Source organism: Bradyrhizobium sp. UFLA01-814, from assembly GCF_046718885.1.
Classification (GTDB): Bacteria; Pseudomonadota; Alphaproteobacteria; order Rhizobiales; family Xanthobacteraceae; genus Bradyrhizobium; species Bradyrhizobium elkanii.
Genome location: NZ_JAQOSR010000095.1, coordinates 16,347 through 34,696 on the forward strand (window position 1 = coordinate 16,347; position 18,350 = coordinate 34,696).

23 protein-coding genes, 1 tRNA gene and 1 pseudogene are annotated in these 18,350 nt (G+C 64.7%); 12 read left to right on the forward strand and 13 right to left on the reverse strand.

Annotated features, from left to right (window positions below; all coding sequences use genetic code 11):
• Positions 1-57: 57 nt before the first annotated feature.
• Positions 58-2,970, forward strand: a complete 2,913-nt coding sequence (gene uvrB / locus PMN64_RS26060) for an excinuclease ABC subunit UvrB (RefSeq protein ID WP_411782703.1) — start codon at positions 58-60, stop codon at positions 2,968-2,970.
• Between the two features lie 3 nt (positions 2,971-2,973).
• Positions 2,974-3,390 carry a pyridoxamine 5'-phosphate oxidase family protein gene (locus PMN64_RS26065; RefSeq protein WP_411782704.1) on the forward strand — a complete coding sequence of 139 codons (417 nt, stop codon included), beginning with the start codon at positions 2,974-2,976 and terminating at the stop codon, positions 3,388-3,390.
• A gap of 24 nt (positions 3,391-3,414) precedes the next feature.
• Here PMN64_RS26065 and PMN64_RS26070 read toward each other — a convergent pair whose 3' ends face one another.
• From PMN64_RS26070 to PMN64_RS26085, 4 genes are all read right to left on the reverse strand, one after another.
• The gene (locus PMN64_RS26070) at positions 3,415-3,915 is read right to left on the reverse strand and encodes a GNAT family N-acetyltransferase (protein ID WP_028340584.1); all 501 of its coding nucleotides are present in this window, start codon (positions 3,913-3,915) and stop codon (positions 3,415-3,417) included.
• Positions 3,916-4,404: 489 nt separating this feature from the next.
• The gene (locus tag PMN64_RS26075) at positions 4,405-4,596 is read right to left on the reverse strand and encodes a hypothetical protein (RefSeq protein ID WP_172646835.1); all 192 of its coding nucleotides are present in this window, start codon (positions 4,594-4,596) and stop codon (positions 4,405-4,407) included.
• Positions 4,597-4,731: 135 nt separating this feature from the next.
• Positions 4,732-4,971, reverse strand: coding sequence for a hypothetical protein (locus PMN64_RS26080; RefSeq protein WP_411782705.1), 240 nt, complete (start codon positions 4,969-4,971; stop codon positions 4,732-4,734).
• 421 nt (positions 4,972-5,392) lie between these two features.
• Positions 5,393-6,511 (reverse strand): alpha/beta fold hydrolase, encoded by a 1,119-nt coding sequence (locus PMN64_RS26085; RefSeq protein ID WP_411782706.1) that lies wholly within the window; start codon positions 6,509-6,511, stop codon positions 5,393-5,395.
• Between the two features lie 302 nt (positions 6,512-6,813).
• Between PMN64_RS26085 and PMN64_RS26090 the strand changes: the two genes are divergently transcribed.
• The 6 genes from PMN64_RS26090 (at position 6,814) to PMN64_RS26115 (ending at position 10,450) form a co-directional block, all read left to right on the forward strand.
• Positions 6,814-7,281, forward strand: a complete 468-nt coding sequence (locus tag PMN64_RS26090; protein ID WP_411782714.1) for a nuclear transport factor 2 family protein — start codon at positions 6,814-6,816, stop codon at positions 7,279-7,281.
• A gap of 60 nt (positions 7,282-7,341) precedes the next feature.
• Complete coding sequence (locus PMN64_RS26095; protein WP_016841374.1) at positions 7,342-7,602, forward strand: hypothetical protein; 261 nt, start codon at positions 7,342-7,344, stop codon at positions 7,600-7,602.
• Between the two features lie 297 nt (positions 7,603-7,899).
• Complete coding sequence (locus PMN64_RS26100) at positions 7,900-8,334, forward strand: nuclear transport factor 2 family protein (protein WP_026193357.1); 435 nt, start codon at positions 7,900-7,902, stop codon at positions 8,332-8,334.
• Positions 8,335-8,562: 228 nt separating this feature from the next.
• On the forward strand, positions 8,563-9,504 hold the full coding sequence (locus PMN64_RS26105; RefSeq protein ID WP_411782707.1) for a hypothetical protein: 942 nt from the start codon (positions 8,563-8,565) through the stop codon (positions 9,502-9,504).
• A gap of 155 nt (positions 9,505-9,659) precedes the next feature.
• Complete coding sequence (locus PMN64_RS26110) at positions 9,660-10,082, forward strand: hypothetical protein (protein WP_016841371.1); 423 nt, start codon at positions 9,660-9,662, stop codon at positions 10,080-10,082.
• Positions 10,083-10,309: 227 nt separating this feature from the next.
• Positions 10,310-10,450, forward strand: a complete 141-nt coding sequence (locus PMN64_RS26115) for a hypothetical protein (RefSeq protein ID WP_167350365.1) — start codon at positions 10,310-10,312, stop codon at positions 10,448-10,450.
• 161 nt (positions 10,451-10,611) lie between these two features.
• On the opposite strand, the gene PMN64_RS26120 is transcribed toward PMN64_RS26115, so the two are convergent.
• The 3 genes from PMN64_RS26120 to PMN64_RS26130 form a co-directional block, all read right to left on the reverse strand.
• Positions 10,612-10,755 carry a hypothetical protein gene (locus PMN64_RS26120; protein WP_016841369.1) on the reverse strand — a complete coding sequence of 48 codons (144 nt, stop codon included), beginning with the start codon at positions 10,753-10,755 and terminating at the stop codon, positions 10,612-10,614.
• Between the two features lie 172 nt (positions 10,756-10,927).
• Entirely contained in the window at positions 10,928-11,410 is a 483-nt protein-coding gene (locus PMN64_RS26125) for a MaoC family dehydratase (RefSeq protein ID WP_411782708.1), read from the reverse strand.
• 8 nt (positions 11,411-11,418) lie between these two features.
• The gene (locus PMN64_RS26130; RefSeq protein WP_411782709.1) at positions 11,419-11,877 is read right to left on the reverse strand and encodes a MaoC family dehydratase; all 459 of its coding nucleotides are present in this window, start codon (positions 11,875-11,877) and stop codon (positions 11,419-11,421) included.
• A 321-nt stretch (positions 11,878-12,198) separates the two neighbouring features.
• Here PMN64_RS26130 and PMN64_RS26135 point away from each other — a divergent pair, with 321 nt between their 5' ends.
• Both PMN64_RS26135 and PMN64_RS26140 read left to right on the forward strand, forming a co-directional pair.
• Positions 12,199-12,495 (forward strand): DUF4282 domain-containing protein, encoded by a 297-nt coding sequence (locus PMN64_RS26135; protein WP_028340592.1) that lies wholly within the window; start codon positions 12,199-12,201, stop codon positions 12,493-12,495.
• A gap of 152 nt (positions 12,496-12,647) precedes the next feature.
• Positions 12,648-12,794, forward strand: coding sequence for a hypothetical protein (locus PMN64_RS26140; RefSeq protein WP_304497185.1), 147 nt, complete (start codon positions 12,648-12,650; stop codon positions 12,792-12,794).
• Positions 12,795-12,913: 119 nt separating this feature from the next.
• Here the strand turns inward: PMN64_RS26140 and PMN64_RS26145 are convergent, their stop codons facing one another.
• Entirely contained in the window at positions 12,914-13,594 is a 681-nt protein-coding gene (locus tag PMN64_RS26145) for a ParA family protein (protein ID WP_028336032.1), read from the reverse strand.
• A gap of 34 nt (positions 13,595-13,628) precedes the next feature.
• On the opposite strand from PMN64_RS26145, the gene PMN64_RS26150 reads away from it, so the two are divergent.
• A complete protein-coding gene (locus PMN64_RS26150; protein ID WP_411782710.1) occupies positions 13,629-13,763 on the forward strand; it encodes a hypothetical protein in 135 nt (44 codons plus the stop codon).
• A gap of 13 nt (positions 13,764-13,776) precedes the next feature.
• Here the strand turns inward: PMN64_RS26150 and PMN64_RS26155 are convergent, their stop codons facing one another.
• The 5 genes from PMN64_RS26155 to PMN64_RS26175 all read right to left on the reverse strand — a co-directional run bounded on the left by PMN64_RS26155 (position 13,777) and on the right by PMN64_RS26175 (position 16,423).
• Positions 13,777-14,103, reverse strand: a complete 327-nt coding sequence (locus PMN64_RS26155) for a hypothetical protein (RefSeq protein ID WP_411782711.1) — start codon at positions 14,101-14,103, stop codon at positions 13,777-13,779.
• 447 nt (positions 14,104-14,550) lie between these two features.
• Entirely contained in the window at positions 14,551-14,886 is a 336-nt protein-coding gene (locus PMN64_RS26160; protein WP_411782712.1) for a hypothetical protein, read from the reverse strand.
• Between the two features lie 164 nt (positions 14,887-15,050).
• Positions 15,051-15,127, reverse strand: a tRNA-His gene (locus PMN64_RS26165).
• Between the two features lie 190 nt (positions 15,128-15,317).
• Positions 15,318-15,752: a phasin gene (locus PMN64_RS26170; protein WP_028336028.1), complete on the reverse strand. Its 435-nt coding sequence runs from the start codon at positions 15,750-15,752 to the stop codon at positions 15,318-15,320.
• Between the two features lie 272 nt (positions 15,753-16,024).
• Positions 16,025-16,423: a phasin family protein gene (locus tag PMN64_RS26175; RefSeq protein ID WP_411782713.1), complete on the reverse strand. Its 399-nt coding sequence runs from the start codon at positions 16,421-16,423 to the stop codon at positions 16,025-16,027.
• Between the two features lie 355 nt (positions 16,424-16,778).
• On the opposite strand from PMN64_RS26175, the pseudogene PMN64_RS26180 reads away from it, so the two are divergent.
• Positions 16,779-18,350: pseudogene (locus tag PMN64_RS26180) on the forward strand (PAS domain-containing sensor histidine kinase); the annotation flags it as partial.

Genomic DNA, 18,350 nt, shown 5'->3' on the forward strand with positions numbered 1-18,350 from the left:
GCTATCCGGCCGCCGTTTACCCTTTTATCGCTGCCGGAGTCGTCCCATATTCGGGACATGGCGAAGACACCGAACACTCCGAAAAAGCCCGGCAAAACCCCCAAATCCAAAGCACACCGGCCCGAGGTCCTCCCGATCGGGCCCGCGCTTGCCGAATTGCTCAATCCGGCGATCAACCGCGGCGATGCCGGCATGGGTTCGGGTACCGGCCTGCAGCCGCCGCCGGACAATTCCTGGGACCGCCGCGCCGGCGGCGAGGCCGCCGCGCATCGCGCGCGGGCGTCGACGCGCGAGACCAGCGAGGACGTCGCAAGGCGCGACACCTCGGGCCTCGGCGAGGCTCCGCAGGCCAATTACGGCACCTCGGCCACCATTCCGACCCTCGATCCGGAACTGGCGCGGCAGCTCGGCCTGCCGACCGCCGAGGATGACGAGGAGGCGCTGGCGCGGCCGCCGCGCAGCAAGATGGAGGCGCTCGGCGTCAAGGCGACCGCCGACGCGCTGGAGAACCTGATCCGCGACGGCCGTCCGGAATTCCGCAAGGACGACGGCTCGATGCGGGTGTGGACCCCGCACCGCCCTCCGCGCCCGGAGAAATCCGAAGGCGGCGTGCGCTTCGAGATCAAGTCCGACTACCAGCCGAAGGGCGACCAGCCGACCGCGATCGCCGAACTGGTCGAGGGCATCGACCGCAACGACCGCACCCAGGTGCTGCTCGGCGTCACCGGCTCGGGCAAGACCTACACCATGGCCAAGGTGATCGAGGCGACGCAGCGCCCGGCGCTGATCCTGGCGCCGAACAAGACGCTGGCCGCCCAGCTCTATGGCGAGTTCAAGAACTTCTTCCCCGATAACGCGGTCGAGTATTTCGTCAGCTATTACGACTACTACCAGCCGGAAGCCTACGTCCCGCGCACCGACACCTATATCGAGAAGGATTCCTCGATCAACGAGCAGATCGACCGCATGCGCCACTCGGCGACGCGTGCGCTGCTCGAGCGCGACGACGTCATCATCGTCGCTTCCGTGTCCTGCATCTACGGTATCGGCTCGGTCGAGACCTATACCGCGATGACCTTCGCGCTGAAGAAGGGCGAGCGCATCGACCAGCGGCAATTGATCGCCGACCTGGTCGCGCTGCAATACAAGCGCACCCAGGCCGAGTTCACCCGCGGCACCTTCCGCGTCCGCGGCGACGTCATCGACATCTTCCCGGCGCACTATGAGGACCGCGCCTGGCGGGTGAACCTGTTCGGCGACACCATCGAGACCATCGAGGAGTTCGATCCGCTCACCGGCCACAAGCAGGACGAGCTCGAATTCATCAAGATGTACGCCAATTCGCACTATGTGACGCCGCGCCCGACGCTGGTGCAGGCGATCAAGTCGATCAAATCGGAGCTGAAGCAGCGCCTCGACCAGCTCAACGACCAGGGCCGCCTGCTGGAGGCGCAGCGGCTCGAGCAGCGCACCACCTTCGACCTCGAGATGATGGAGGCGACCGGAAGCTGTGCCGGCATCGAGAACTATTCGCGCTATCTCACCGGCCGCCGCCCCGGCGAGCCGCCGCCGACGCTGTTCGAATACGTCCCCGACAACGCCCTGGTGTTCGCCGACGAAAGTCACGTCACGGTGCCGCAGATCGGCGGCATGTTCCGCGGCGACTTCCGCCGCAAGGCGACGCTCGCCGAATACGGCTTCCGCCTGCCCTCCTGCATGGACAACCGTCCGCTCCGCTTCGAGGAATGGGACATGATGCGGCCGCAGACGGTGGCGGTGTCGGCGACGCCGAGCGGCTGGGAGCTCAACGAATCCGGCGGCGTGTTCGTCGAGCAGGTGATCCGCCCGACCGGGCTGATCGATCCGCCCGTGGACATCCGCCCTGCCCGCACCCAGGTCGACGACCTCGTCGGCGAAGTGCGTGCCACCGCGGCGGCCGGCTATCGCTCGCTGATCACGGTGCTCACCAAGCGCATGGCGGAGGATCTCACCGAATACCTGCATGAGCAGGGCATCCGCGTCCGCTACATGCATTCAGATATCGACACGATTGAGCGCATCGAGATCATCCGCGACCTCAGGCTCGGCGCGTTCGACGCGCTGGTCGGCATCAACCTCCTGCGCGAGGGCCTCGACATTCCCGAATGCGCGCTGGTCGCGATCCTCGACGCCGACAAGGAAGGCTTTCTGCGCAGCGAGACCTCACTGATCCAGACCATCGGCCGCGCCGCGCGCAACGTCGACGGCAAGGTGATCCTCTATGCCGACAGCATGACCGGCTCGATGGAGCGCGCAATGGCCGAGACCACGCGGCGCCGCGAGAAGCAGGTCGAGTACAACGAGGCCAACGGCATCACGCCGGAGAGCGTGAAGAAGTCGATCGGCGACATCCTCAACTCCGTCTACGAGCGCGACCACGTGCTGGTCGAGATCGGCGACGGCGGCATGGCCGATGACGTGATCTCGATCGGGCATAATTTCGAGGCCGTCCTGAGCGACCTCGAAACGCGGATGCGCGAGGCCGCGGCCGACCTGAACTTCGAGGAAGCCGCGCGGCTGCGCGACGAGGTCAAGCGGCTGCGCGCCACCGAAATGGCCGTGGTCGACGATCCCACCGCCAAGCAGCGCAGCGTGCAGAAGCAGGCCGGCGCCTATGCCGGCACCCGAAAATACGGCGATGCCGCCAACTTGCCGGTCAGCGCGCTGAAGAACAAGTCGGCGCAGACCTCGCTCAAGGCGAGCCGCGGCGGCAAGTCCGGCTCACGGGTGCACAAGCCCGATCTCGACGAGATGCACGGCCCGGAATCGCTGCCCTTCCGCCCGAGCGGCGCGCTGCCGGCAAAACCGTTCGGCACCACGAGCCGCATCATCCAGCCGACCGACTCGCGGCAGTCCGGGCCGGAATTCGGCCCGTCGCCGAGGAGCAGCGGCGGCACGCCGGGCAAACGGGGCGGGTGGAAGAAGAGGTAGATCATGACGCGCGCCGAGCTTCTCGCCTTCCTGCGGATGCATCGGCTCGCTGTGGTCAGCACGGTTCACGACGGCGCGCCCCAGGCGGCGGTCGTCGGGATCGCGGTCGGCGACAATCTCGAGATCATCTTCGACACGCTGACCACCTCGCGCAAATACCAGAACCTCCGCGGCGATCCGCGCGCGGCGCTGGTGATCGGTTGGGACGCCGAGCAGACCGCACAGATCGAGGGAGTCGCGGACTTACCGAGCGGCGCGGAGCTCACCGCCTGCAAGCAGGTGTACTTCGCGACGTGGCCCGACGGGCTGGAGCGCGAGACCTGGCCGAACATCGGCTATGTGCGGATACGGCCGAACTGGGCGCGGTTCAGCGATTTTGGCGCGGTGCCGGCGCGGATTGAGGAAATGACGCTGCCATAGACAGCTTCATCAGCCTCGCCTCGATCACGCCACGTCGAACGCCGGATGGTAGCTCACATCCCCCTTGCGCGCCTTGCCCTTCAACACCAACCGCTGAAAGTATCGGCTCGGCTTGCCGCCATAGATCAGCCGGCGATCATCGAGGAAGCCGAAGCGGTGGTAGTACGCGGGATCGCCGAGCACGACGCAGCCATCGGCCCCTTGCTCCGCAAGCCGGATGAGCCCCTCGCATATCAGAGCTTTGCCGATTCCGCGCCCTTGCAGGTCGGGTGCGACCGAGACCGGGCCAAGGCCATGCCAGCGTCCCGCTACGCCATCGATCCGGACCGGCGAGAACGCGACGTGCCCGGCGATGCTGCCGTCCTCGGAGACAGCCACCAGCGAGAGCGTCAGCGCGCCGGCTGCGCGCAGCGCCTCGACGATGCGGGCTTCGGTGCCGCTGCTGTGCGGCGCTGTCGCGAAGGCGGCCGCTGTGATGCGGCTGATCGCGGCGGCGTCTTCGGGGCGTTCGTCCCTAATCTGCATGCCCGCAGATAAAGGCTACCCAAGAGGATGCGCAAGTGGCGGCATCTCGCCGCGCGGGTGCTCGGGGCCCGTGCCACATATTCGGTGTCGTCCCTGCGAAAGCAGGGACCCATAACCACAGACGATCATCGTGAAAGACGGTGGAGCGATGAGCCCCGTTCACGATATCCGCCGCGGGGTATGGGTCCCTGCTTTCGCAGGGACAACGTCCGGAAGGCGCCGCGGCCTCTCGGTTCATGCACGGACGTCTCTGGAATACTGGATCACCCGCATGCGCGCACGCGCGGGTGATGACTCGGCGCTGTTTGACATCTTGAATCGAGAACCATCCTCACCGTCGTCCTGGCGAAAGCCAGGACCTATTACCACCGGCTTTGGTTGTCGGAAGGATCGTGGCCCCAGTGTCGCGCAACAATTCGCATTTGGGGTAATGGGTCCTGGCTTTCGCCAGGACGACGTCAAGGGATGTGGCTCCGCTTCGCCCCGACCCTAACCCGATCGCTTGTTGCTGGTGTTCTGGGTCAGATTGCCATGCGCGGCCTGCTCGCGGATGTTGTGCTTCTCGTCGTCGCGATGGCCCTTGGTGGTGTCGATGGGAACGCTGGGGGTGCTGCCGGGGCCCTTGTGGCTCTTGTTGTCGTCCGGAACGGGCTGGATGGTCTTTGTCTTTGGTTTCGTCATCATCGTCTCCGTTACGCATGGAGACAACGCAGCCGGTGCGGACGGCGTTCCCGGAACGACACTTCGTTCCCGGAACGAGACGTCGTTCCCGGAACGAGACTTCACATGTCCGGAGATGTGGCTTCACAGCCGACCCTACAGCTTCTCCTGCTGCGACGGCTGCGCCTGTTGCTGCTGGCGCTGCCGCGCCTGCTCCTTGGCGTGATGGCGGCCGTAGAGGCAACCGGCGGCGGCGCCGAGCATGCCGTGATGGCCGGCATAATGCCCGGCGACGCCGCCGACGATCGCGCCCTTGATGCAACCCTTGGCGTCGGCCGGCGACACCGCGGCGAGCGCGCTGACGGCAATGACGGACGCGAGAACAATCGATTTCATGATGCGGCTCCAATGCAATGCTGCCGCATCAACGGCGAAGCGGCACGGCCGGTTCCGAGAAGAAGAGGCGGTTCACCATCGACCGCGCCGCCGGCAAGGCGGCGCCATCGGATTAGCTGTTATCGAACGCACCGCGACAGCGAGCCGGCGCGATATCACCGGCCGGCCCCGGAGGAGCTCAAGGCCTCGTGGCCGGCGTCGACGCCGGCTCACCGTCGCGCGGTGCGCGCTCGCATGATCTATTTGGAGACAACCAGGGCGGCGACGGCAAGCGGCATGGTGTTTCTCATACGGAACTCCTGATCGCGGATGCGTCGCCCACGCCGAACCAACCGGGCGCGCGGGCGGAGGTTTCATTAACTCGCGGACAGCTGCCGCCGCGCTCGCTTCACGTCCGCAGGACGCAATCAGTGCGGCTGATTCAGTTCAATGTCTTGCCGCCGTCGGTCACGCCGTCGAGGAACACGCCGGTTTCACGGTTGAGAAACTCGACATCTGCCGGGAAGAAACCGCCGGCGGAGGCGTGGCCGGTCACGGTGCCCGGGCTGATCGTCTTGATGGTCACGCCTTTGATGTTCTGGCCCATCTGGTTCGGCTCGAATTCGGGATTGAGCAGGTCCTTGGTGCCGGTGAGGATCAGCGTCTTCGCCCTGATCGAAGCCAGCGCCTTCGCGGTGTTGCCGCCGAACCCGGCCGTGGTGCCGACATCGTGCCGGTCATAGGCCCAGCTCTGGTAGATCCAGTCGTTGGCGTCGAACAGTTTCCACAGCGCGGTCTCCTGCTCGGCCATCCAGGGCAGCACCTCGGGGCCGGACTTGAACTGCGCCGCATACATATCGGGCGTGCGCGCCGCGAGCAGCGCGACGATATCGCGGAACAGTTTGAGCCCCTTCTCCGGCGGCGCCTCGTAATTGCCGTCCTTCCACGCCGGATCGTTCATGATCGCCTTGCGCGAGGCCTCCATCACCGCGACCGACCAGGCCGGCGTCTTCGCGAGCGGCACCATCGCAACCAGCGCGTCCATGAAGTCCGGATGGCTGACGCCCCATTGCAGCGCCTGCATGCCGCCCATGGAGGGGCCGACCACGGCGACGACATGGTCGATGCCGAGCTTCTCCTTCATCAGCCGGTACTGCGATTCCACCATGTCGCGGATCGCGAATTTCGGGAACTGCATCCGCGGCTGCACCTTCGAATTGCTCGGCGACGTGGTCAGCCCGTTGCCGATCGCATCGGTGCAGACGATGAAATACTTGTCGGGGTCGAGCGCCTTGCCGGGGCCGATCATGAAATCGAGCCGGTGATGATTGCCCGAGATCGCGGTCACCATCAGGATGGCGTTCGACTTCTTCGCGTTCAGCGTGCCGTGGGTGACGTAGGAGATCGAGAAATCCTTGATCGCCTCGCCGCTATCGAGCTTCAGGTCGCCTTCATTGTAGAGCTGGTGGGCAGGCTGCTGCGGCGTGTGCGCGAAGGCGGGCGGGATCGCCGGACATGCCAGCAGCGACAGGATCGCGGCGAAGTGGGTGATGCGCTTCATTGGTCTCTCCCCATCGGGGCGGCTCTGTTCGGCCGCCTTCCGCCGCGAAGCATACGGGCCGGCCGTGCCGCGGCAAGGCCGCGGGCGCGAAGATTTAAGTGGCGCGGGCGCGGAATAAACCGTGGCCTGCACCGCGGCGGCCGCCGTCGTCGCATTGCGCGAACCGGCGCGCCGCATGATTTTGTGCCACAATGCACGCGCTGGTTGCCGAACCTAATCGCGTCTCGCGCGTCAAACATGTTGTTGATTGTGGAATGCTCCGGTTCACAATGCCGGGCCAGAGCGAGTCGGCGGAGTCGATCATGGGCGAGGATTTGAACCGGCAGCGCGTCTTGAACTTCCTCGACGTCTACTATGCCGGCGGCATCGAGGGCGCGCTCGATCGCTGCAGCGACGACGTCGCGTTTCTCGCCAACGCCCCGATCGACATTCTTCCGCATATGGGCCAGCACCGCGGCAAGGCAGCGCTGCGTCAGATGTGGACCACGATCCACGAGCGCTATTCCGACATGCGCTACGAGGCGCCGATCGTGGTGACCCAGGGCGACCGGGTCGCCGCGCAGCTGCGCGTGTTCTTGCGCAAGCGCAACAACGCCCGCGTGGTGCAGTTCGACGTCGCGGTGTTCTACACGCTGCGCGACGGCAAGATCACCGAGATCCGCGAGATCATCGACACCTTCGACCTCGTCCAGCAGGTGCTGGAGCGCGACGTCGCGGCGGCGCTGACCGGGCACGACATCGTGCAGGCAAATTCGCAACGCCAGCGTTGAACCTCGACGGCGCGGCGCTGACCTATGACTGGGCTTGTTGCCGTCGGGGCTGAAATCACCATGAAAGTCGCATTGCTCGCTGTGCTTGGCCTGGCGCTGGGCGCCCTTGGCGGCGCCGCCTTCGGCATCGGAGCCGGGCTTAGCTGGATCGGATTGGCCAGAACCTCGGGTATCGATAGCGGAACGCTGGTGTTTTTCACCTTCATGCCGCTCGGCGCCGCGATCGGCGGCATCGGCGGCGCGCTGCTGTTCGCGGTGGTGGCGATCCGCGACGCCGAGATCGTGATCGAGCGGCAACCGGTGCGGCGGCGCGACCGCTGAAAATGCGGTGAACGGAGCGTTTTCGCGCGAAGCGGATGCCGGTTCGCGTCAAGAAAACGCGTCAGAACCAGAATCTGGAACCCCATTCCGATCCTGTCGGAGTAGGATTCCAGAGGGCGGCGGTCACATTCCGGTAAAATTCCGCGCAATTGTGCATTGCAAAAAAGTCATTTGCGTTTTTGCCGTTCCGCACTATTTCAGGCCGCAATAGCGATGTGCAGCAACCTGGCAAGGCGTCGGCGCTGACCCCCTGCCATCCGTTTGCGTTTGAAAATCCAGTTTCAGGACAAGGCCAAAATGACAGAGCATAGTCTCTGGCGTTTTTCGCGCGCATTGCATCGCGCGATCAACGAACGCCAGCTTGCAGATATCGAGCCGCTGCTCGACGACGAGGTCGAATGGTCCATCTATGGGCCGATCGACCTGTTTTCCTTTTTCGGCGCGCGCCGCGGCAAGGCCGCGGTGCTCGAGGTGATCAGGCAGATCGGCGAGAACCTCAGGGTTCACCGCTTCGACCGGGAACAGATCATGCTCGGCGTGGATTCCGCAGCCTCGATGCTGCGCTATTCGCTGACGGCACTCGACTCCAACAAGCCGATCTCGCTCCGGATCGCGCATTTCGCGCAGTTCAGGGCTGGCAAGCTGACGAGCTTCCGCGTGCTGGTCGACAGTTTCGACCTGGTCGAGCAGACCGTCGGCTACCCGATCCATCTGCCGCGCATCGCGGTCTGACGGCTTTTCGGTTTCACGCCTTCGTCATGTCCGGGGCCCCCTGCCCCGGCAGCGGCGGCCTGTTTTGCCAGCCCCGAACGGCCGCGCTCGGGACGCGCCGCGCGAACGCGCTGCGCGTTTGTCCCGGACATGACGATCACGCGTTGATCACTTGCTTTCAGAGCGCCGATGCCACAATTTTGCGCCACGGCAAACGCATGCTGCGGCTCTGGAATTTGCGGGCTGGGAATGACCTTCACATTACGATTTGGCTGGGCAAGGCTGCCGGTGCTGGCGGCCGGCTTCAGCCTGGCGATGGCGCTGTCGGCCACCGCGCAAACCCCGCCATGGCAGATCGCTCCCGCCGCCCAGGATACCGCAGCTGATAACACCGAGGCTGCAGCCGACGAGGAGCCGCCGGCGGCCAATGCCAATGACGCCGACATCCTGAAGGACATCGACGAGAGCAAGCTCGACTGGAGCCAGCTCGACACCGATTCCACCAGCCTGCCGACGCTGGCGCCGAAGCGTGCGGCGAGGCCCGCCAGCGTCGCCGGCAACGATCCATCCTGGTCAACCAACAACAACGCCAACGGCTCGTCGGCGGTGTCGGTCAAGCAGTCGATCTCGCCATTCCTCGACACCCGCATCGGCGCCGACATGACGGTCGCGAGGCAAGGCACGATGACCACGTCGGAGCAATTGTCGGAGCGGCTCGCCAATGGCGGCAGCCTGCCGCAGTCCGGCGGCTCGGCCTGGGCCGCGATCTCGACCGGCGGCGTGGCCTCAATCTGGGACAAGACCTCGGTCGAGGCGCGCGTCGATCCCTCCGCCGACCAGAGCAAGGTCGGCACCTCCCTGAGCAAGTCGGTGCCGCTGTCGGAGCAATATTCGCTGACGCTGCAGAACGGCTACAACCTCATCCAGCAGGGCGTGGTCCCGGTGCCCGGCATCATCAGCCACCCGTCGCGCAGCTACGACACCGATCAGTCGGCGAGCCTGTCCGTTAACGACACCGGCACCAGCATCACGGCAGGCCAGACCCTGTCGACCTCCGACGACAGATGGCTGCGCCGGATCGGCGCCGAGCAGAAGCTGTTCGACGGGGTCACCGTCTCCGGCTCGGTCGGCGAGACCTCCCAGGGCGCGACCAACAAGAGCATCAGCGCCGGCTACAAGCGCTCATGGTGAACGGTCTGTTAGCTCTATCGCGCTAAATGATCAGGCATTGCCGCAACTTGGCCCAGATGCGGTCAAATTCGGCGGCACTGATAGGTCCGTAACTTCATCAATTCGTCGTGCGGGGGACAAGCCGCGCTTCGCTATTGCGAACTAGGGGAAAGCCGATGAACGCCACCAACCGTACCGAGGAAGCCGAAGTCGAAACGACGTCCGAGGTCGACACCAATCTCGCTGCGGTCTCGGAAGTCGAAGCCGGCATCCGCGACTTCGTGCGCAACGATATCGCCTATCTGCGCCGGCCGGTGGCGAGCCCGGAGACCGCGCCGACCGACACCAACACCGATGCCACCGTCAGCAACGTCAACTCGCTGATCCAGCGCGTCGCCGGCACCTCGCTCGCCGAGATCGAGAAGCTGATCGGCGAGCTCGAGAGCCTGCGTGACCTGCTGCATGCCGAGGGCCAGCGCGTCCAGCGCGAGATCTCCGGCTATGCCCAGCTCAGCCAGGCCGCGATGAAGTCGACGCGCATGATCGCCGACAATGTCTCGCAGTGGAAGCGCGCGGCCGACGGCCTGCGCAACAGCTGATCCGGATCCGCCTTTTAGGATTGGCAGCCGCCGCCTCCTGGACAGGGGCGGCGGCTTCGCTTTGGAGCCGCGATTCAGCGCAGAACGATTCGTTATTCAGCGCGGTGTAAACTCCGCGACGTCAATTTTTGCAGAAGCCGATTTGAACTTCGGATGCAGAGCCCGCCTCCAATCCGGAATTCGCGTCCGGACCGCGCCTTGCCGGGCATCCGTTTGGAGACGAAGTCATGCAGAGCGTCCGGCCGGATAACGCCGCCGATCCGATTCCGCTGCGCCAGCCGCAGCAGGGCATCGGCACGATCATGATCCGCTTCATCGGCATATTGGCAGCCGCGACCGTCGTGATGGTGCTGATCTGGAATCGTTAAGGCATGATCCGGAAAAGTGTGAAGCGGTTTTCCGATAAGATCATGCCTAAACAGAAGCTTGATCAGGAGAAGTGTGACGCAGCCTGCCGACAGGTCACATTGAAAAGCGCAATTGCGCGCAACCTGCGCTCCCTCGAGCGCCGGCAGTTACAGACGGTCAATCAGCGATCGATGCTCGCGGTGGTCTCGAAGGAATAATTGCCGTCGGCAAAGCCCTTCACGACCATTCCGGTGGCCAGCATCACCACAACCGTTACCGTCGCGAAGATAATGCCGACGAGTTTCAGCGCGCTGCGATCTGCCATGGTATCCCCAGTCGTTCTTGCCAGATGTCCGTGCCCTCAAACCATAAGGCAGGGACAAAGGTTCAGAATGCGTTAGCAAAAAATGAGTTCCACGCAACGCACAACTGCGTCGGCGGCAGAAGTCATCCGCTAACCATGGCGTCCGGGCAACATCAGAGGCGTGCGGGCAACATCAGGAACCGGGATTCCGCCGCGGCACGAAAGCGGTGGCGAGGAACGAGAACACCACCTCATTGCGCTGATTGATGCCGATGTTGCGGGCCTGGAGGATGCCCCATTCGGGCCGCTTCTCGGACGTGCGCTTGGTCTCGACCTGGTTGGTGAAGCTGATGGTATCGCCTGCCAGCACCGGGCGGATCCAGCGCAGCTCGCGGAAGCCCGGCGAGGGCCCCCAGACCGCGACCTCCTCGCCGCGCGCGGCGGCTTCCGCGGCGAGCCGCTTACCGTCGGCGACGAGCAGCTTCATGCAGACGCTGGCGACATGCCAGCCCGATGCGGCGAGCCCGCCGAACAGCGACTTGCGCCCCTCCTCCTCGTCGAGATGGAAGCGCTGCGGATCGAACTGGAAGGCAAAGCGCTTGATGTCCTCGGCGGTGAAGGTGAAGGAGCCGAACTCGCGCCGTGCGCCGATCTCGATATCTTCAAAAAAGCGCATGACCTCTCCTATGCGCTCTCAGCGTCGCGGCGGCTGATCATGATCGGCGCCTCCATCTCGCACAGCATCTCGCCGCGCGCGTTGCGGATCGTGCTCTTGAAGGTGACGATGCCGGTCTCGGGACGGCTCTTCGAGACGCGCGCTTCGACGACATCGACATCCAGCGTCAAATCGTCGCCCGGACGCAGCGGCGCCACCCAGCGCATCTCGTTGACCCCGGGCGCACCGAGCGAGGCGGTGCGGCCGATGAAGCCGTCGAACAGCATCCGCATCATCAGCGAGCCGAGATGCCAGCCCGAGCCCGACAGGCCGCGGAGCATGGATTTCTTCGCCGCCTCCTCGTCGAGATGCATCGGCTGCGGGTCGAATTCGGCGGCAAAGGCGAGGATTTCCTCGCGTGAAACATGGCGCGGGCCGAACGTGCCGAAGCGGCCGGGCTTGAAGTCTTCGAAGGTCAGCGTGGTCATTGGGTGAGGATATGCCGGAGGGAAGCCCGATTGTGGCCGTTATTTGCAGCAATCACAACCGGCCCACTCGCATAGCTCGCCCCTGGACCGCCGGCGCCCGGTCCGGGGCTCGCCTTTGGCGAGACCGATTGGGCTTCTGCGGTATCGATTCCTCTGGTCGCGGAGGCGCTTTGGCGTCGTCCCAAACCATTGGCCCGGCGAATAGCCTCGTCCCGATGGACGCCTGCGGCGCAGGCTTCCGCGACGAAGTGATCGCGCCGGCGGTGACGCAGTAGGATGAACGAGACGCGAATCATATTTCGGCTGGCCGGGAGAACCATGATGTTCGATTTCCAGGATCTGTTTCAGTGGGACCGCTTCATCACGCCCACGATCATCAAGACGTTCTACTGGCTGGTGATCGCGGTCATCGTGCTGTTCGGGATCTCCGGCATCCTGTGGAGCCTCACCGCGATGGCGATCAGCCCGTTCGTCGGATTCATCCAGCTGCTCGCGTCGATCGCCAGCGTCTTCGTCGGCATCGTGTTCTCGCGCATCGCCGCCGAGTTCATCCTGATCGTATTCCGGATCAACGAGCATCTCGGCGCGATCCGCGACCGGGACGGAGCAATGCACTGAGGCGAACGGCACCCAGCCGAACGCGGCCCGCCGCCCATTCCGTGGTTAATCCGAAGTAGCACCCGCGCGCAAATGCCCGCGAAATTCCGACCGGGATCTTAAATCCGCTCGCGTATCAGCCTCTGCATTGCCAAGACCAGCGCGGGGGCGTCGTGATTTCGAGGAATGGCTTTGTTGCCGTGAGGCCGGGTGCCGAGCCGGGCTTTACGACCGAGGATATTTTATGGGCTGTCGGCATCTGGTCGGTGATCCTGACCCTGGCGCCGGTGATCGTGTTCTATCTGCTGATGGTGGCTTGAGGCCAACCATCACGTCATTGCAAGTGTCAGCCAGGCAATCTGCGATTGCCTAGTCGCTTCAGCACACAAAAAACGCGCGGGTGCCGCGCGTTCTTCCATTTCGAACGTAAGCGGCGTTGTTACGCCGCTTGCTTGTGCATCGTACCGGACGCCGACGCCGTACCGCGGATCGCCTTGATCGAGCGTTCGATCGCGGCCCACAGCCGATTGATCTCGGCGGCGGCGCGGCCTTCCGCATAATATTCGCGGGCGCCTTCGCCCTGGCCGAGCGCCATCAGAAGATCGGCGCGGTTGGTGATCTGGCCGCTCCACACCGGCGCACGGAATTTCGCCAGCGCCTCGCGCGCGATCGCGACGATGCGGCTTTCGGCGCCGTCACGCTGCGCGGGCGCGCCGTTGATCACGACGGCATAAGGCTTGCGCATCGAGCGGCAGGTCTGGATGGTTTCCTGCACGGCGTTGACGTCGAACACGCCGGGCCGCGCCGGAATGATCACCATCGTGGCGTTCTTGATGGAGTCGTCGACCACGGCCGACAGATTCGGCGGCGTGTCGATGAACACCCACTCGATGCCGTCACGCTTGGCCTGGGCAATGATCCCGCTGACCGAGTTCACCGCCGTCTTGATCGCCGGCTCGTTGGTGCCGCGCAGCTTGTGCCAGAGCGTCAGCGAGCCCTGCGGATCGGCATCGATCAGCAGACAGGGCTTCGTTGCCTTGTGCACTTGCGCAGCGAGGTGAGCAGCCAGGGTACTTTTTCCCGAGCCCCCCTTACGCGAAGCGAAAACAATCACGTTCATACGTTGGCCTCCAGATTGACCCCAGGAGGCGAAAATGAATCAGCACGCTGATTCGCGAAAGAAAAAATTTCTTGCAATCCGCAAAGTGGCCAAGATTACCGGTGCGTTTTGCTTTTTGAGTCACACCGAACTTATGACGCAACCGCAAATGGAAGCGCTAAGCGCTTGATTTGACTCAGGGCCTAGCGCTTTTCGGCAGCCTTTGCACGCTCGCGCTCGATCCATTTGCGCTCGATCCAACCGAGCAATTGCGCAGTGGGCTTCTGCAAGAACGGAACATCCTGCGCGAACAAAAGGAGTCCGAGCGGCAGCATCCAGAGTCCGAGCACCGGCAGGAAGCTGAAGATGCCGCCGATGATCAGGAGGATCGCGAGCGGAATCCGCACATAGCGCGACGACGGCTTGCGCAGCCACGCGACGAAGCGCGCCGGCTTTTCCGGCAGCTTGGCTTCGAACCAGGCGAAGTGCCGATCGATCTCTTGCTTGTAGTATTCGCTCACGCGTCCCACTCCATCCGTTCCACGAGCGGAACAGATTTGGCAAACCACACAAGTCCCACAGATGATGCTGCGTGACAGCGTCACAAGGCGTCAGTCTGTCGCGCATGACAGGCTTGAAATCGCGGTCTGACGGTCTAGCGCGTATTTTCGCGCGAAGCGATTGGATTGGCCGCGACGGCGCTGTGCTCCCTCTCCCCGTTCTTACGGGGAGAGGGTTGGGGTGAGGGGCGGCCTCCGCGTATCCGGCGATAGCTGCGTTTGCGGAGACTCCCCCTCACCCGGAACGCATCTCACGATGCGTCATAGCCGAAGCTCCGCTTCGGCGTTCTGGAGAACGGCCGCTAAGGGCGGCCTACGCCTCTCCCCGCACGCGGGGCGAGGTGAAGGCGGACACCGGTTCGCGTGACGATACCGCGCCCGATCAGAGACTCCGGCGCACGCGCGATGAGAGCCTGTTCAGTGGGCCGACTTCTTCGTCTTGTGCGATTTGGAGACCTTCCGCTTTGCAGCGACCGGCCGCCGCTCGACGCGTTCGCTCGCCCTACGCGGCTCCGGATCTGCGCGGAAGAACACGCGGCAGGCCGGCGACAGCTGCGCCTTGTTCCTGATCATGCAGGCCGTGATGCGATCGACGTCGGGAATCTCGGGGCTACAGAGCCTGAACGCATCCGGCGTACAGGCCTGCTGCTGGTCGGGCGTATAGGCCTCACTTCGGCCCGGCAGCAGCAGCGCCGCAAGAGCGACGGCTGATATCAACGCAAACGAAAAACTCCTTGAACCGGCGATCCCCATGCATCCCCCCAAAGGTGTCACTAGGCGTCGTTAAGGCGTCGTTTCGGGGAGTGTGGGTGATGGGACAGAGAAGTGCAAGCGGACGCGATGACACGCCGGGCGATAAGGGCGAGCGACCTTGCGATCGTCTGATCTTGCGATGTCGCGCTGAGTGATCTTGCGGATGGTACAGTTGGGTGGGCTCGAACCACCGACCTCCTGTTCCACAGACAGGCGCTCTAACCAACTGAGCTACAACTGCATCCTGACGCGCGGCCCGCTCGAGCGGGGCGGCGATTTCGGGCGGAAACTAGGTGCAACGCCGCGCTTTGGCAAGGCCGTAACGCGCCGATTTCCGCTGTTATGTCGGGCCGCTCGACGGGCCCGTGGTTAGCAGAAAGGCCCGGACCGCTTCGGCCCGGGCCTTTCGCTGGTCTCCTAGATGGCAGCGATCAGGCGGCCGGCTTGTAGAACTTCGAGGCGCTGGCCTTGATCGGCTCGGCGGTCTCGCTGGCGACCTTCTGGCCGAGCTCGGCCAGTTCCTTGGCCTGCGCGGTGTAGGTCTCGAACTGCTTGCGGGCGTGCGACGTCCACAGCTCGACCGCTTCGGTCGGCGACTTCACGCTGAACAGCTCCTGGGCGAAATCGAGCGAGGAGGTGGTGTTGGCCTTGAAGAACTCGATCAGCTTGGCCGAATACTCGCTGGCGCCCTTGCTCACCGAGGTGAACACGGCCTCGACCGTCGAGTTGTGGGTCTCGGCAGCGTCCTTGAACTTGGCGTAGCTGTCGCGGGCCTGCAGAACGCCCTTCTCGGCGAACGCACGCATCTGCTCGGGAACTTCAAACGGAATGATCGAGGCGGAAAACGGATCGGACGGGTTGGTCATACGTGTAATCCTTCGCAACGGGTGAGTAGATGTGACCATTGCGGACGTCCCGGAGCCCATCAGGCCGGGAGCGCTGAAATGGATCACGCTGCCTTGATTCACGGGAGTGCCCTTCGTCGGGCGCGCCTAATAAACACCCATATCATGTCAATTTTGTGCAACGCAACGTAAGATCGCGTGCGACGCCATATTTTTTATGTGGCGGAATATAAGGTTACCGCGGCCGACCGAGGCTGAACGCGCCGGGGTCGGCCGCGGCCAATGCGCCTCGATCAGTTCTTCGGCTTGACCGCGTCCATCGCGGCGCGGCTGACGGCCTGGCCCATCTCGCTGGCCTGCTCGGCGAGCGAGCGCATCTGGCCCTGCACATATTCGCTGTGCAGTCGCATGACGTCGCTGAGGTCCTTGGCCTTGAGCAGCGCCTCGGCGTAGTCCAGCGACGACTGCACGTTCTTTTCGGCATAGGACAGCGCCTTGCTCGAAAGATCCTTGGCGCCGGCGCGCACCGTGGCGTTGCGCTCCTCGATCTTGCCGGCGGTGTCCTTGGCGTTGGTCACGAATTGCTCGAACGCCTTGCGCGCCTGCTCAAAACTCGCCTCCGCCATCGACCGCATATCCTTGGGAATCTCGAACTTGGGGATCTCGAAATGGTCACGCCCGTTGTCGCTCATGGTCGCTCTCCCTCGCTTGCTGATCGGCCCGCCGCTTGGCCCTGCGGGCCCAGGGCAAGATAGACGGCAGAATATATCGTGGCACTGCAATCGCAGGTGTGACGCGGCGCCACCTGGTTCCGCATCGCGCGGCTCGCAGCAACCTCTCTTTGCCGGACAACGCCGAACGGCTGTGGATCGTTCAGCCAAGTTAACGTTATCCCGGCTTTGGCGGGGGCAGTTTCGCTTGCGGACATGGACCTGCCGCCCCCCAGTTGCGATACTAACCTTCTGTTAAGGCTGTCGTCCTGCGGCTGCCGGGCCTTCGGCTGAGCTTAAGGAAGAAAGCCAAACCCATGCGGTCAAATCTTGCGTGATGAGTGACGCGGAATTCCAGATCCAGGCGCTCGGCGATGTCAGGCTGGCGGATCATGCGACGGGCGCCCTGCCGGCATGGCTGTGGGCGGCCGACGGCGCACGGATTCTCTGGGCCAATCCGGTCGGCGCGCAGGTATTCGGTGCCGCCAACGGCGCCGAGCTGGCGAAGCGCGGCCTCGGCCCGGCCGATCCGCACCGCCGCCAGGTCGCGCGGCTCGGCCACGGCCTGAACGCCAATGGCGCGGTCCGGCTGGAGCGGCTGCGCGGCTTCGGCGCGGCGCCCGGCATGCTCGCGACCTGCGGTTGCGCGAGGATCGACCTGCCGGACGGCAGCCACGGCATCCTGATGACCGCGCTCAACGCGACCAGCCGCGGTATGCCGCTCGCGGAACGCCTGCTGCGGCTGGTGCAGGGTTTGCCGCGTCCGGCCGCCGCCTTCACCAGCGACGGACTACTGGTCGCAACCAATGAGGCGGCGCGTGCGCTGCCCGGCCTGCACGATCTTACCGAAGCCGGTCTCGATGCCGCGCGCGGCGAGGCGCTGGCGCAGGGCCGCGCGGCGGCGAGCGTTGCGATCGGCCGCGTCGTGCTGCAGCGGATCGGCCACGGCGCCGATCGCGCGCTGGTCGCGCTGATCAAGCCGGCGCCGCATCTCGCCGCAAAGCCGGCGGCGCCGATCGTGCCCGAGCAAGTTGCGCCGGAGACGGCTGCGCCCGAAGCACAGGCACCGGCGGCAGCGTCGCAAGAGGCCGCAGCGGCGGAGCCGCTACCCGCACCGGCCGCTGTCGAGCAAGCCGTTGCGCATGACCAAGCGCCCGCGCCAGCCAGCGCAGCACCAGCTAGTTTCACGCTGTTCGATGCGCTCGATCCGCAGCTGGAAGAACGTGTCGCGATCGCGCCGATCGTCGGCGCGCCTGAATCCGAGCTCGCGGACGTAGCTCCATCGGCAGGACAAGAGACACCCGCAGACTCAACGCCCGTCGAGACCGCGATTTTCGACACCACGCCCGACGCAACGCCTGCTGTCGAGGAGCCGGTGTCGGAAGCGCTCATCGAAGTGCCGGCTGGAGCGCTGATCGAAGAGCATGCGCACCTCGCCTCGCCGCTCCCGTCAGCAGAACAGACAAACGCAGCAACAGAGCCCGTCGAGACCGCGCCTCTCGACACCACGCCCGACGAAACTGCCGCCGTCGAGGAGCCGCTGTCGGAAGCGCTGATCGAGGCGCCCGCTGAGACGCGGGTCGAACAGCCTGCGCCGCAGCCCGCGCCTGATCTCGAAGCGACCGCAAACGCGCCGGAAACATCAGCGCCGCCGGCCGACCCCGTCCCCTCGCCTTATGCGATCGCGGATGCGCCCGCGCCGCCACCTGCCGCCGAGCCCGAGCCCGCGACATTGGCGCCGGTGCCACCGCCATCCTGGCTCGACGAGCCATTGCCGGTGCGGCGGCATCCGCTGCGCTTCATGTGGCAGATGGACCACGAGGCCCGCTTCTCACTCGGCTCCGATGAATTCACCCGCCTGATCGGCCTGCACACCGCGGCGGGCTTCGGCCGGCTGTGGAGCGATATC

What these genes read in the sequence shown, in the direction of transcription:
- PMN64_RS26075 (WP_172646835.1), bottom strand. Translation starts at nt 4,596, where the DNA reads ATGACGAAACCAAAGACAAAGACCATCCAGCCCGTTCCGGACGACAAC.
- uvrB (WP_411782703.1), top strand. Translation starts at nt 58, where the DNA reads ATGGCGAAGACACCGAACACTCCGAAAAAGCCCGGCAAAACCCCCAAA.
- PMN64_RS26070 (WP_028340584.1), bottom strand. Translation starts at nt 3,915, where the DNA reads ATGCAGATTAGGGACGAACGCCCCGAAGACGCCGCCGCGATCAGCCGC.
- PMN64_RS26130 (WP_411782709.1), bottom strand. Translation starts at nt 11,877, where the DNA reads ATGACCACGCTGACCTTCGAAGACTTCAAGCCCGGCCGCTTCGGCACG.
- PMN64_RS26090 (WP_411782714.1), top strand. Translation starts at nt 6,814, where the DNA reads ATGGGCGAGGATTTGAACCGGCAGCGCGTCTTGAACTTCCTCGACGTC.
- PMN64_RS26120 (WP_016841369.1), bottom strand. Translation starts at nt 10,755, where the DNA reads ATGGCAGATCGCAGCGCGCTGAAACTCGTCGGCATTATCTTCGCGACG.
- PMN64_RS26150 (WP_411782710.1), top strand. Translation starts at nt 13,629, where the DNA reads ATGAATCAGCACGCTGATTCGCGAAAGAAAAAATTTCTTGCAATCCGC.
- PMN64_RS26170 (WP_028336028.1), bottom strand. Translation starts at nt 15,752, where the DNA reads ATGACCAACCCGTCCGATCCGTTTTCCGCCTCGATCATTCCGTTTGAA.
- PMN64_RS26100 (WP_026193357.1), top strand. Translation starts at nt 7,900, where the DNA reads ATGACAGAGCATAGTCTCTGGCGTTTTTCGCGCGCATTGCATCGCGCG.
- PMN64_RS26105 (WP_411782707.1), top strand. Translation starts at nt 8,563, where the DNA reads ATGACCTTCACATTACGATTTGGCTGGGCAAGGCTGCCGGTGCTGGCG.
- PMN64_RS26110 (WP_016841371.1), top strand. Translation starts at nt 9,660, where the DNA reads ATGAACGCCACCAACCGTACCGAGGAAGCCGAAGTCGAAACGACGTCC.
- PMN64_RS26065 (WP_411782704.1), top strand. Translation starts at nt 2,974, where the DNA reads ATGACGCGCGCCGAGCTTCTCGCCTTCCTGCGGATGCATCGGCTCGCT.
- PMN64_RS26115 (WP_167350365.1), top strand. Translation starts at nt 10,310, where the DNA reads ATGCAGAGCGTCCGGCCGGATAACGCCGCCGATCCGATTCCGCTGCGC.
- PMN64_RS26085 (WP_411782706.1), bottom strand. Translation starts at nt 6,511, where the DNA reads ATGAAGCGCATCACCCACTTCGCCGCGATCCTGTCGCTGCTGGCATGT.
- PMN64_RS26160 (WP_411782712.1), bottom strand. Translation starts at nt 14,886, where the DNA reads ATGGGGATCGCCGGTTCAAGGAGTTTTTCGTTTGCGTTGATATCAGCC.
- PMN64_RS26080 (WP_411782705.1), bottom strand. Translation starts at nt 4,971, where the DNA reads ATGAAATCGATTGTTCTCGCGTCCGTCATTGCCGTCAGCGCGCTCGCC.
- PMN64_RS26135 (WP_028340592.1), top strand. Translation starts at nt 12,199, where the DNA reads ATGTTCGATTTCCAGGATCTGTTTCAGTGGGACCGCTTCATCACGCCC.
- PMN64_RS26125 (WP_411782708.1), bottom strand. Translation starts at nt 11,410, where the DNA reads ATGCGCTTTTTTGAAGATATCGAGATCGGCGCACGGCGCGAGTTCGGC.
- PMN64_RS26095 (WP_016841374.1), top strand. Translation starts at nt 7,342, where the DNA reads ATGAAAGTCGCATTGCTCGCTGTGCTTGGCCTGGCGCTGGGCGCCCTT.
- PMN64_RS26145 (WP_028336032.1), bottom strand. Translation starts at nt 13,594, where the DNA reads ATGAACGTGATTGTTTTCGCTTCGCGTAAGGGGGGCTCGGGAAAAAGT.
- PMN64_RS26175 (WP_411782713.1), bottom strand. Translation starts at nt 16,423, where the DNA reads ATGAGCGACAACGGGCGTGACCATTTCGAGATCCCCAAGTTCGAGATT.